The 12,617-nt window shown below is 53.3% G+C and carries 9 protein-coding genes and 1 pseudogene; 6 read left to right on the forward strand and 4 right to left on the reverse strand.

The features are described from left to right. Positions 1-479 precede the first annotated feature (479 nt). Complete coding sequence (locus H3Z84_RS01640) at positions 480-1,448, forward strand: integron integrase (RefSeq protein ID WP_199453024.1); 969 nt, start codon at positions 480-482, stop codon at positions 1,446-1,448. A gap of 276 nt (positions 1,449-1,724) precedes the next feature. On the opposite strand, the gene H3Z84_RS17240 is transcribed toward H3Z84_RS01640, so the two are convergent. Continuing rightward, positions 1,725-2,462: an HNH endonuclease family protein gene (locus tag H3Z84_RS17240; RefSeq protein WP_323127117.1), complete on the reverse strand. Its 738-nt coding sequence runs from the start codon at positions 2,460-2,462 to the stop codon at positions 1,725-1,727. Between the two features lie 274 nt (positions 2,463-2,736). Between H3Z84_RS17240 and H3Z84_RS01650 the strand changes: the two are divergent. Next, positions 2,737-3,364 (forward strand): annotated as a pseudogene (locus tag H3Z84_RS01650) (transposase). A gap of 59 nt (positions 3,365-3,423) precedes the next feature. Here the strand turns inward: H3Z84_RS01650 and H3Z84_RS01655 are convergent. Beyond that, positions 3,424-4,818, reverse strand: coding sequence for a hypothetical protein (locus tag H3Z84_RS01655; protein WP_072678512.1), 1,395 nt, complete (start codon positions 4,816-4,818; stop codon positions 3,424-3,426). Between the two features lie 17 nt (positions 4,819-4,835). Continuing rightward, a complete protein-coding gene (locus H3Z84_RS01660) occupies positions 4,836-6,845 on the reverse strand; it encodes an alkyl/aryl-sulfatase (RefSeq protein WP_072678513.1) in 2,010 nt (669 codons plus the stop codon). Positions 6,846-6,965: 120 nt separating this feature from the next. Between H3Z84_RS01660 and H3Z84_RS01665 the strand changes: the two genes are divergently transcribed. Next, positions 6,966-7,982, forward strand: a complete 1,017-nt coding sequence (locus H3Z84_RS01665; protein WP_072678514.1) for an AraC family transcriptional regulator — start codon at positions 6,966-6,968, stop codon at positions 7,980-7,982. 378 nt (positions 7,983-8,360) lie between these two features. Here H3Z84_RS01665 and H3Z84_RS01670 read toward each other — a convergent pair whose 3' ends face one another. After that, a complete protein-coding gene (locus H3Z84_RS01670; protein ID WP_199456023.1) occupies positions 8,361-9,614 on the reverse strand; it encodes a hypothetical protein in 1,254 nt (417 codons plus the stop codon). A 311-nt stretch (positions 9,615-9,925) separates the two neighbouring features. Here H3Z84_RS01670 and H3Z84_RS01675 point away from each other — a divergent pair, with 311 nt between their 5' ends. The 3 genes from H3Z84_RS01675 to H3Z84_RS01685 all read left to right on the forward strand — a co-directional run. After that, on the forward strand, positions 9,926-10,549 hold the full coding sequence (locus tag H3Z84_RS01675) for a restriction endonuclease subunit S (RefSeq protein WP_199456024.1): 624 nt from the start codon (positions 9,926-9,928) through the stop codon (positions 10,547-10,549). Between the two features lie 5 nt (positions 10,550-10,554). Then, complete coding sequence (locus H3Z84_RS01680) at positions 10,555-12,072, forward strand: type I restriction-modification system subunit M (protein WP_199456025.1); 1,518 nt, start codon at positions 10,555-10,557, stop codon at positions 12,070-12,072. Beyond that, a partial coding sequence (locus H3Z84_RS01685) for a restriction endonuclease subunit S (protein WP_199456026.1) occupies positions 12,062-12,617 on the forward strand: 556 nt, incomplete at its 3' end. The genes H3Z84_RS01680 and H3Z84_RS01685, both read left to right, overlap by 11 nt.

Genomic DNA, 12,617 nt, shown 5'->3' on the forward strand with positions numbered 1-12,617 from the left:
CCTCTGGTTGTGAAAGAGCATGCAGGTTAGACTTGGACATGGCGTATCCATCCTCTGTTGGTTGTGATCTTGGCGGTGATCAACCAACAGGATACGCCATCCTTTCAGCCTGCTTCCATACACCAGAAATCACCATAACTCTTATTAGTTTGCTTTCTTATTAAACCGCAACACCATCACCCAGTCCAATACTGCTTCACAACCTGAATAACCTCGATTTTTCAGATCATTACCCCTCCATCTCAGGGGGCTTTTGAGCTTTTGGTTCTGTGAAAAGTGTGCACGCGGGATATTTATGCACGTTTTTGCACGTTAAATCCAGTGGGTCGAATTTTTCCCATGCTGAAACAGATACCTACAGAGATGCATTGTGAAAAGCGAGCAGGGCCGTGCAAATTAAGCCGCAAGAATTTTGGCGTTTTTGGGTGTTTTTTATTATAACTGTACGTACATACAGCATTCAGCCACGGAGGGCGAGCGTGTCGAAATCACCGTTTCTACAATCGGTCCGCACAGAAATTAGGACAAAGCAGTACAGCTACCGAACCGAGAAGTCCTATCTTTACTGGGTTCGTCAGTTCATCATTTTCAATGACAAGAAGCACCCAAAAGTCATGGGTAATCACGAAATTGAGCGTTTCCTGAATCACCTCGCCGTCAATCGGGGAGTCAGTCCGGGCACTCAAAATCAGGCGCTATGCGCGATTATTTTTGTCTACAAGCATGTGCTGAAGCGGGAGATTGAAAACCTACAGTACAAGATGACGAAAACGCCTCGACGCATGCCAACCGTTCTGAGTCCCGATGAAGTTGCTTCTATTCTTCAAAACATGGATGCAGAGTATTGGCTCATCACTGCGCTTCTTTATGGATGCGGTTTGAGAATCAACGAAGCTCTTTCGCTTCGCGTGAAAGACATCGACCTAAAAAGCCGCAGTTTGCTCGTATTCAACGGTAAGGGACGAAAAGATCGATACACACTGATTCCAGGCAATCTAAGAGAAAACATGGAGCGACAATTCGCCCATGTCAGGGCTGTACATGAGTCCGATCTGGCCGATGGATTCGGGCTTACGTCAGTGCCGGCCTCACTTCACAAGAAGTATGGACCGGCCATGAAGGACTTTGGTTGGCAGTACCTGTTCCCATCCGTAACAAGATGCGTTCATCCCATCGCTGGTTATGTGTGCCGCCACCATCTTCATCATTCATCGTACTCGCGGCGATTGAGGCAGGCCGTTCTGGCCACGGAAATCACCAAGCGTGTGACGGCTCATACCTTTCGGCATGCCTTTGCGACAGAGTTATTGAGATCGGGGAGCGATATCAGGACGGTTCAGGAAATTCTTGGGCATAGCGACATTCGAACGACAGAAATCTACACGCATGTCATTGGCGATCGACGTGCTGGAACCGTCAGCCCTTTTGATCGTTTGCCAAGTTCTTGATGGGGCGTTGCTTACCCGTTTAAGGGGCGTAAAGCCTGGAATTGGGAGTGCGGCGAATGTTCGCTTTTGTTTAAGAGCTTGAGCTTAACTGAACGTCCAGAAAGGTCCGCTTTGAAAACAGAGTGGACGCAAAAGTGGGGTGATTTTTTTGCGTGCTACTACATGAACAGAAGTCACGCCATGGTTTCTTTCAGCTAACTTTTAGGATTTTAGATTGGTATGCTTACTAAACCTAAAAGCGCTTATTCACTCACTCACACGATCATTTGGGATAGTTTATATTGTTATAGTGGAGCGATTCAGGCTTGCCTCGACCGGTAGCAAATTCACAGGGTCATTAGCAAACCGTACCCGCTTCTCGTCGGGCCACTTGTTGGCCCCTCGATCCCACGACCAGGCCAGCGGTACTAAGTGATCAATGTCGATATTCGAGGCGTTTTGGATAACGTTACCAGTGAAGGCGCTCACCCAGCGACCGGCAACCACCCGACACCCCCTATCTGTCGCAAAGCGAACTTGAGTGGTAGAACTGGCGACCAGAGCCTCTGCTCGACTATTTTGGCAGTCACCATTCGCGTCGTCCCATCCATGACCGAAAGCCGACCGATGATACCCCGCCATAGCGTCCGAGGAGGCTCTAGCGGAGCTTTTGGCCTGATCCAGGGACGCTAACGATATTCCCTTGGGCAACCGCCCTCCGGCATCTAGGCACGCTTCAACTGTCTCGAAAGGCTTGTAGGTCCGAGTCTTGTCATACCAGTTACTTTGTGGCGGATGGCACAGGTCGCTGGCTGATTGCTTTATGGTGCTCGCTGTCGCATTGTCGCTGGCAAGGGAGAAAAAAGAGAAGACTGCAAGGTAGGAAAATACTACAACGATTTTCATAAATCCGTCTGGTTCGAAAGGGGGGGGGGGCAAGAGAATACTGATACGTGCAGTCAGATGCCTGAATTTAGGCCGATTTTGCAATCCATGGCCGCCGAAATGTTTCGGAGAATAACGGCTGCCACCCATTCTGAGCAACCCAAAGACGCTGCTAGACCGGCTTTGAAAAAAACTGAGGAGGGCTTTCGACAGGGCGCTACGACACGTCTGACTGCGCAAGTTTGCCACAACCTCAGAGTATGCGTAGCGTAGACGAGTTGGCTATAGAGGTATGAAAGAGTCGCCATTAAACAAAAGCGAACATTCAGAAACGACCGAATTGACTATAAGAGTAGTGGCATAGTGAATCTGGCCACCTGATTTTAAGTGTATGATCACTCGTAGAGCAAGTCAGGTGGATTGGATGCCAAAGAAAATAAATTTCAGTCCGGAATTCCGTCTGGAAGCGGCCCAGCTGGTGATTGACCAGGGCTACACAATGAAAGCGGCCTGCGATGCCATGGGGGTTGGTAAATCAATCATGGAGTATTGGGTGCGCAGGCTTCGAGCCGAGCGATCAGGCAAGGCACCACAAAAAGGTGAAGCTCGGACTCCCTGAGCAATTCTCGATAATCGAGCGACTTGAAGAGAGCTATGCGGTGCAGCGCCTGCGTCGGGTGTTTGAGGTGTACCGCAGCAGCTACCGGGCCTGGCGTGACCGAGACAGAGAGCCTTGCGAGGCTGAGAAAGCGCTGCTGGACGAGGTTGTCGAGGCGCATGCTGTCAGCAACGGATCTGCTGGCGCTCGCAGCCGCTAGGGCACGCTTACAAGAAGGCGGATCAGCCACAGTTGGATATCCCGAATCTTCTGGAGTCTGAAAGCAGAATGGGGGCCGGAAATCGGATGTCCATGCTTTGCCACGGCGAAGCAATCGGTCACGGACTATATGATCGGTTATTGCAGCGCACTGCGGCCTCATAAATACAACGGCGGATTGCCGCCAAATGAGGCAGAACAGGCCTATTGGAAAACTCAAAAGACGGTGGCCTAAAACACTTGACCACTACAAACCACCCTGACCACATTTTTGATGTGGCCAGGGTTTCATGTCTACAGTTGGTCGTAGGCCAATGACGTATAGGGCGCACAGCCCAAGTCTTCAAACTCAGCCTTGCTCATGTAGGTCGCTTTTGGCATAAAGTCACCCAATACTGACGCTTCATCGCCAGCGGTCATAGTGTTCTGGATTGCCTGGTTAAAATCATCAGCTGGCAGCATATTGCGCACAATCAGAAACGCGGAATCAGGGTCGTCGGTTTTTCCGTCAACAATGCTGAAACCGTCGCCTTTGTTGGGCCAGGGCAGATAGCCAACCCCGCAGTCAGAATCGGCATTTTCGGGGCGATTCTCGGGCTCGCTGGTCACGATGGTGTAAAAACCGTCAGGGTTGATGAAGATTTGCTCGTCATACAGGCATTCTTTCACCGCCTGGGAGTAGTATTCGTTCTGGCAAAGTGACCAGTAGCGCAGGTCGTTTTCGTTGAAAAATTCCTGATCGTTCAGCGTTTCTGGGATTTCAGGAATTTTCCCCCTGATAACGACCACGTCCCCGAAATCTTGGTTCAGGAACGAGTAAAGGTACTGGTTATCTGCGTTGGCGTAAAAGGCGGTGTTCCGTGGGGGGTTGTTTTTACAGTTGCCCTGAAAGTCGCATTGAAACAAAAACGCCGTTCCATAGCTGGCCCTGAACGCCGGGGTTTCACGGGCCGGCTCGAAATTGGCGCGCAAGGTTTCATAAGTGTCCGCTGGCACAAATGGAATGCCAAGCGGGTCAGTGCCGGCAGACATGGCAGCACAGGCTTCTTCGCCCTGAAGAGTGCTACCGTCGGCCAGGTGTAGCGTCACTCTTGGCAGCCCCACATCGCCGGTCCAATCGGCACCGATGTTGGGCACGTAGTTGCGGTAAATCAGTACCGCTTCCTCGCCCGCCGCGCTGGTTGCGTCATACAACGTGTTGTCTTCAGACGGGTTTGCCGGGTCGTTTGGGTCACCGGGTTTGACCGTGACCAGATAACGGCGGGACGGATCGGTGCGAACCGCGCCATCAATAAAAGGATTGATAGAGCCGGCTTCGGCAATGATGTTTTTGTCTGTCAACGATTGCGCCGGTGTTGTGTTGGCCCGGTAGCTGTTGAAGGACATGTATCGGGAGTAAGGGAAATCTGCTTCCAGGGTGATGTAGGCACCGTCCTCCGGAAGCGTATAGGCGGCAGACCAATAGATGGCGCCGCTATCCGGGTAGGCGAAGTTGAAACCCTCGTTCTCTTTGACGTAAGGCCCAACCCACAGACAATCACTGGGCGGTGCTGAAAACGCCGTGGTATCAGACACCATGGTCGTGTCAGAACTGCTAGAGCCGTTGCAACCCATCATCAGGGCTGCTGTACCCGCAACCAGAAGCAGACTCCTGGCGGGAAACCTGTTTTTCATTGTTTTCATGGTCATTTCATGGTCCTTTTGCTTTAGGGTACTACGATGTTGAATTCACTGTTCGGTGTCTCGAACAGCGACAGGAACCGCACCAGTTGAATCGTGCTGCCTTCCAGTTCCAGGGCGTCGGATGTCAGCATTTCGGTCACGCCGACTTCTCCAATCAGCAGACGGGTGAACAGCTCCCGAGTGACTCTCAGCGTTGATTCGGCGTGGTCGAGGCTGGCATCTTTGTGGACATGCAGGACGGAATTCTTAACCGTCAGCAGATAGGATTCATTGAGGTCGGTAAACACAATGGCAATGCGTCGCTCCACGCCTTCGGCATCCTCCGCATTCAGGCGCACCGACATAGTCTGAAAGAACTTTTCGACCGGTGTTTGCTGAAGAATCCCGAGTAGGGTGGACATATCCATCAGTGGTTCTTCGGGTGCGCCATGGCGCAATTCGTAGGCACCGCTGAGATAGACGTCTCGCCAGGGTCCCGATTCGGCCTGATACCCCATCTGATCGTAGGTTTCGGCGAGTAAGGTTTTGGCCGATTCGTTGTCTGGCTCATCGAAGACCAGATGGTTCAGAATTTCTGCGGTCCAGCGATAGCTACCCTCGTCAAACGCGGCACGCGCTTTTTCCAGCAGGGCATCAGCGCCACCGGCAAGAGCGACATACCGGCTGGCGGCCTTCTCTGGCGGCAGCGGATCCAGGTTCGCGGGGTTGGCGTCGTACCAGCCCATGTAATACTGATAGACCGCCTTGCTGTTGTGTTTCAGCGTACCGTAGTAGCCTCGGTTGGAGAATGTCTGAGCCAGTTCTGGCGGCAGTTGCAACCGTTCGGCGATCTCCCTGGAGGTGAATCCGTTATTGAGCAGCCTTACCGTCTGGTCATGGATAAACTTGTAGGTGTCGCGGTGCAGCTCCAGGTAGTCAACGATTTCGGTGCGCCCCCACACAGGCCAGTGATGACTGGCAAAGTAGACGTCGCTGTCGGCGGAAAGATCGATGATCTCGTCGATGTAGGCACTCCACTTGAGCGCATCCCGGACTTTCGTTCCACGCAGCGTGTACAGATTGTGCATAGTCCGGGTTGCGATTTCGGCACCGCAGTATGCGGCCAGTTCGGGTATTCCGAAGGTCAGCTCTGCCGGTGCCTCAGAGCCGGGCGCATTCTGGAAAACAAAATCCAGCCCGTCGATGTTCAGGCGCTGCCCGGTGGTGTCGATAATTTCGGTGGGTGTGGCAATGCCAAAGGTGCCGTAAGCAGGTGACTTCCCCAACCCCGAGCCCACATGGCCATGGGGACCCTTCGCCAGTCGGCGGCCATACATAAACGAAGCTCGCCGCGCCATGGCCGTTCCAGCAATGATATTTTCACTGGTTGCCTCGTCCATGAAGCCAATCGGGGCAATCACGCGAACCTTGCCGGCATCGTAATCGTCGCGGTTGATAACACCCCAGGCACCGGCGAAGTGATCGATGTGGCTGTGAGTGAAAATCACGGCAACCACTGGTACATCGCCGAGGTGTTCCCGAACCAGCGCGAGTGCGGCCTCAGCGGTTTCCTCTGAGGTCAGAGGGTCGACGATGATCAGTCCGGTGTCGCCCTGGATGATGGTCATATTGGCCAGATCGAACCCGCGGACCTGGAAAATGCGGTCGGTAACCTCAAAAAGACCGTGAAGATTATTCAGGCCGGCTTGGCGCCAGAGACCAGGGTGCGTGCTGTCCGGTGATGCGCCGTCAATGAAGGTGTACTCGTTGAGGTCCCAGATTAGGTCGCCCTGCTTATTCCTGATGATGGCTTTCTCACCTTCGAAGGTACCGATGAAGCCACGATTTGCGGCTTCATGGTCGGTGGTGTCGCGTTGGGGCAAGCTTTCTATTGCCTTTTGATTGCTCGAGGCTGTGTAAGTGGAGGCCGCAGTGAAGCCTTGGGAGTGCTCGCTGAGCTCCCTGCCTGTCTCACCACTGCAGGCTCCAAGTGTTGCTGCGAATAAACCGACAAATAATGCGGACAATCCGCTTCGAGCCGATACCTTTTCCATGATTCAATGCGCTCCGGTCACGTTGGTCGTGTTATCGTTCTATGACAAACTGAAAATGATATAAGGGCGCAACCAGCTAAAGCTGGTTGAACGCCGCCAATCTTTGGTGAAATTACGACAGTGACAAAAACTCGACCCGTCGCAGACTTTTCCACGATTGCCAGTTGGGCACGTTTCATCCTTGCCGGTTTTAAGCTGAAAGGGCTTGATACCGATAAACTGCTTTGCGAAGCAGGTATACGTAGCAGCGATCTTGAAAATCCCAATGGCCGGATCAAGGTCGCTCACATGACCCAGTTGTGGGAGCTGGCTGCGCGCGACAGCGCCGACCCATTGTTTACTCTCCGTCTTGCGGATCTTGCGCGCGCCGATATGTTCAGCGGGCTCAGCCTGGCCATGATGTTCAGCGATACGACGGGTGAGGCCATCGAACGAATGTGCCGTTACAGCGGCGTTGCCAGTAGTGCCGCCCATCTAGAAACCATTCCCCGCAAGAACAACTCACTGGAGGTGGTTTTCCACCTGCAGATGCCGGTGGCGGGCGAAGCCCTTGAGGCCTTCATGGCCTGTGGCAGCCGCATTCTGAAACAGATTACCGACGACAAATTCCGCCCTCGCGAGGTTCATTTCAGTCACGATAAGTCTGGGCTCAGGGCGCAATTTGAGGCTTTTTTTGAGGCGCCGGTTTTTTTCAATGCACCGGTCTGCAAGTTTGTCGTCGATGAGCAGGTGCTGCGCTTGCCTTGCTACCAGTCAAATCCGGAGCTGGTTCAGAATATGGACCGCTGGATGAAGGAGTACCTTGAGCGCACAGACTCGCTTTCCATCACCGGCCAGGTTCAGAAGCTGCTCCTTGAAGGCACGATTGACGGGAACGTGGATCAGGGCACAGTCGCCCGCCGGCTGGGCATGAGCGCCCGCCGGCTGCAGAGGGCACTGGAAAAGGAGGGCTACAGTTTCCGCGAGCTTCTGGAAAAATCGAAGCGTGAAATGGCTGAGGAACTGCTGAGCCGCCCAGAACTGTCACTGACGGATATCTGTTATTTGCTGGGTTTTTCCGACCAGAGCAATTTCACGAAAGCCTTCAAGCGATGGACCGGAAAGACGCCCTCGGCTTATCGCATAGCACCCCGATAAAAGGATGTATCAGTATTAACGGGGTAGAATCCGTCGGGCCCCACTGTGTTTCAGCGTCAACCCCAAATCTCAATGTTCGCTTTGCGACCTTAACGTAACGCCGATTATGCGCAGCCGGTTTTGAGCACTATCACAAGCATCTACCCTCCGAAAATTTCCCGCGACGACTCACCTCACCAGCAGCGTCAGAATCATAGATACTCCTGAAATCGGCACCGCTGATCATCAAAAACAGGCAGAGGCAGAGCCGATCTTCAGAAACTAATCTATATAGGTGAGCATTATGGCTAAACCAGAAAACGCACCCAGTACAACAGGCAATCCCTCTGGCGGCGGTCGCGGGAATAACCCTCCCAAGGGTAAGTAGTAGTATGCTTCTCAAGCCGCGAGAATCTTCGCGGCTTGAGACCTGTATTTTGCCCAGTACGTTGGGTAGCTTTCAAAAGCTGGCAAGGTATCGTTCAGCGCATTTATCAGGCCGCATTTCTGAAAATTGCCCAGCTCATCCAATATAAAGGCCCCGTAAATACACGCGATATCTAATTTCATCTCTGCCAAAGGCACATCGTCTTCTCTTGGGGTAAGGTTTCGAACAAATTCGCTTAGTTGCTCTGGTTTGGGTCGAGTCCCGTTACGCCACTCCAAAAGCCTCGATTTTTTGTTCTCGCGCACCCTCTCCCTGCGCTCCTCAACCGTCTGATTTCGAGCCAAGGATTCAGTGGCATCTAAGCCGTAGGGATCCGGTAAGTGCTCCGCGATCTGGCCCCAGGATAGATCTTGACCGTTGACTCCGGCACCCTTCCGCCAAGTATCGAGTAGTCTCTCGAAGGGTAAGGTCAGCCTTTCGCCATCGAACACTGGCAACATCTCCCCAAAAAAGCTGTTGTCGACCAGCCATTGTTTCTCATGGCTCCGGAGAGTGCCTTGCTCGGCATACCAGCGTATGAGGTCTAGGGAGATATTGCTCAATAGCTGGTAATAGAAGTCAATTCTAATGCGGGTGTATAAACCTAACAGCAGGCCTAGCTGCTCGCGCCTAGCATCACCTGCACTGGCTTTGATGGTTCCGGCGGCCTGTAGGCCTTTTTCAATATGGCAGAAGTCCACAAGGGTATTCGCTTTCAGGAAGCCTTTTACCCTGTCCCGCCACCTCTCTTCGCACCCCGAGCACGAGATATTGCTTTCCCTAAGCTCCAAGCCGGACCGAAGTAACTCCATCTCCAGTTCGGCCCGCCTTCGAACAAATTGTTCGATAAAGGTATCGGGGCTATCGGCCGGGAAGATCTGCAAGCTCGCGCCTTTGGTTAAGCAAAGCCAGGTCAGCCCATTGTTATTCAGCGAGGTCTCGATCCAGGGCGCTAATTCTGAGCTATTTATGTAATCGCGCAGTTCAGGCGATGGGACAGCTTCCAGCATGTTGGTAATTTTTGCAGCACTTCTAGGCGAAACTCCCTCTTTAACCGCCTTTCGTACGGTTTTGGGATCCGGTAAAGGATGGTTCAAGTGCTTTCCTAGTGCATTGATTAACCCTGCCATCCCCCCGGGCTTACCGAGATATTCCAGAAATTTATCTGCCGAAGGAATGAAAGGGAACGCAGTTTCAGTTGATCCTATACGGATTCTTTCAGCCATATCCGGTCATGGTCCTGGAACGAAATAGGTGCGAGCCGCTTCTATTGGATGATACTAAGGCTAGGCGGTGCTGAGTAGCGCTTTGGTATGCGCGAAGGCTACCGCGTCTCTAGCACTCTTTGGTCAACGAACCGAATCTTGAGTCCTTCCATTCTCCGAAAACTGTTTTTAATCATCTGCCAACGACGCAACTTGTCGCTCGTTTTAACAATAATTAGAGCACGTAGTCGTTAATTTAAGATTTGCATCTTGCAGAATGATGCATTCATGCCTACTTTAAGCGATATAAAATGCATCATTGAGCATACTGCATGAGTGAACAGCCTAAACGCCAGCTGCTACTGCGCAGCCTGGCCACCATCCACCCCGGCTACCCCTTCCGTGGCAAGCTGCCGGTGGACAAAGATGGCAATGCGTTCGTGGTGCAGTTTCGTCATCTGGCTATGGGAGAGTCCCTGGACGACAAAGACGGCAAAACTCTGGATCGTGTGACCCTCCCCGGCCGGCGCCGCCCGGATTACCTCTGGCCCGGCGACATCCTGTTCATGGCCCGGGGCACCCGGAATGACGCCGCGGTGATCAAGGCACTGCCTCATAACACCGTCTGCACCCCGAATTTCTTTCACCTGCGCCTGAAACCCGAGGCCTTCAACCTCATGCCCGAGTTTCTGGCCTGGCAACTTAACCATGTGGATGCCCAGCGATACTTCGCCATGTGCTCACAGGGTTCTGCAGCTCCCAGTGTGACCAAAACCCAGTTGGGCGACCTGCCCGTTGTGGTGCCCCCCATCGAACAGCAAAAGCTGATGATGAAACTGGTCGGGGCCGCGCAGCGGGAACAAGCCCTCTTGGAGCAGTTAATCGAAAACCGGCAACGCATGACCGATGCGGTTGCCCGACACATACTTCGTCCGGATACGACAACAGGGAAATGACATCTATGAGCAACGATTCGATCAAGCAGGATCAGATCAACAAAGCGGTCTGGAACGCCTGCGACACCTTCCGGGGCACCGTGGACCCCAGCATCTACAAGGACTACGTGCTGACGATGCTGTTCGTGAAGTACCTCTCCGATGTCTACCAGGATCACTACGACAACTACGTGACCGAATACGGCGACACCCCGGAGCTGATCGAAGAGCTGATGAAGAACGAGCGGTTCGTGCTGCCTCGGGATTCCGGCTTCTACGCCCTGTATGACCAGCGCCATGAGCCGGGCAACGGCGAGCGGATCGACAAGGCCTTGCACGCCATCGAAGAAGCCAACATCGTCAAGCTGGCCGACGTTTTCCAGGACATCAGCTTCAACTCCAACAAACTGGGTGATGAGAAGCAGAAGAACGACATTCTGCGCCACCTGCTGGAAGACTTCGCCCGGCCGGAGCTGAACCTGCGTCCGAGTCGGATCGGGAAGCTGGATGTCATCGGCAACGCCTACGAATACCTGATCAAGAACTTTGCGGCCACCTCCGGCAAGAAAGCCGGTGAGTTCTATACCCCGCCGGAAGTGTCCGAGCTGATGGCCGAGATCGTCGAGCCGAAGGAAGGCGATGAGATCTGTGACCCGGCCTGCGGTTCCGCGTCCCTGTTGCTCAAATGCGCCAACCAGATCCGTAAGGGCCACGACGGCTCCAAGAACTTCGCCCTGTTTGGTCAGGAAGCCATCGGCAGCACCTGGGCCTTGGCCAAGATGAACATGTTTCTGCACGGGATCGACAACCACAAGCTGGAATGGGGCGACACCATCCGCAACCCCAAGCTGCTCGATGAGAACGGCGGCCTGAAGCACTTCGACATCGTGGTAGCCAATCCTCCGTTCTCACTGGAGAAGTGGGGCTTCGAGGGCGCAGACAGCGATCCCTACGCCCGATTCCGACGCGGAGTACCGCCCAAGTCCAAGGGCGACTACGCCTTTATCCTGCACATGATCGAGACCCTGAAGCCGAAGACCGGCCGCATGGCGGTGGTTGTGCCCCACGGCGTCCTGTTCCGGGGCTCCAGCGAAGGCAAAATCCGTCAGAAGCTGATCGAGGAGAACCTTCTGGATGCCGTCATTGGCCTGCCCGAGAAACTGTTCTACGGCACAGGCATCCCGGCGGCGGTACTGGTGTTCCGCAAAGATAAAACTGACAACAACGTGCTGTTCATCGACGCCAGCCGCGAGTTCCAGGCCGGCAAGAACCAGAACCAGTTGTCCGAAGAGAACATTGCCAAGGTCGTCGAGACCTACAAGCAGCGCGACACCCGGGACAAGTATTCCTACGTGGCCAGTCTGGAGGAAATCCAGGAGAACGACTTCAACCTCAACATCCCCCGCTACGTGGACACCTTCGAGGAAGAGGAAGAGATCGACTTAATGGCCGTGCAAGCGGAACGGAAAGAGATCGAGGCTGAGATCAGGAAGCTGAACGAGCAGATGGACGGGTATCTGAAGGAGTTGGGTTATGGTGCCTGAAGGTTGGGAAAGGAAATATTTAGAGGAAGTGACTCAGTTCTCTCAAGGTATTCAGGTAGCCGTCGACGAGCAATCACCAATCCCAAAACCGGGGTATGTTCGGTTTCTTCGGATAAGTGATTTCGTGAGTAGTTCGGAGCTCCCGCGTTACATACCAAACCCTGGCGATAGGTTTATGGTTTCAAATGCGGATCTGAGTATGATTCGATATGGAAGTGCCGGAGCTGGCGATCTTGTCAGAGGTATTTCAGGGGCAATAGCAAACAACCTCTTCCGTATTTTGCCTGATGAGTCAAAAGCTTTAAAAGATTTTCTTTGGATATACCTTCGGCAAGATAACGTCAAACATTTCCTCTTTGGAAATTCCACCTCATCAACTATGCCAGCGGTTTCTTTTAAAGTAGTCGGTAAAGTTCCAATTCTTCTCCCCCCCCTCCCCGAACAAAAAAAGATCGCCCAGATCCTCTCCACCTGGGATCAGGCCATCACCGCCACCGAGCGCCTGCTTGAGAACAGCCAGCAGCGGAAGAAAGGGTTGATGCAGC

Origin of the sequence: Marinobacter sp. bablab_jr003 (genome assembly GCF_016464245.1) — a bacterium.
Taxonomy (GTDB): domain Bacteria; phylum Pseudomonadota; class Gammaproteobacteria; order Pseudomonadales; family Oleiphilaceae; genus Marinobacter; species Marinobacter vinifirmus.

Coding starts and splice junctions, on each gene's coding strand:
- H3Z84_RS17240 (WP_323127117.1), bottom strand. CDS start 2,462: ATGGGTGGCAGCCGTTATTCTCCGAAACATTTCGGCGGCCATGGATTG.
- H3Z84_RS01655 (WP_072678512.1), bottom strand. CDS start 4,818: ATGACCATGAAAACAATGAAAAACAGGTTTCCCGCCAGGAGTCTGCTT.
- H3Z84_RS01660 (WP_072678513.1), bottom strand. CDS start 6,845: ATGGAAAAGGTATCGGCTCGAAGCGGATTGTCCGCATTATTTGTCGGT.
- H3Z84_RS01670 (WP_199456023.1), bottom strand. CDS start 9,614: ATGGCTGAAAGAATCCGTATAGGATCAACTGAAACTGCGTTCCCTTTC.
- H3Z84_RS01675 (WP_199456024.1), top strand. CDS start 9,926: ATGAGTGAACAGCCTAAACGCCAGCTGCTACTGCGCAGCCTGGCCACC.
- H3Z84_RS01680 (WP_199456025.1), top strand. CDS start 10,555: ATGAGCAACGATTCGATCAAGCAGGATCAGATCAACAAAGCGGTCTGG.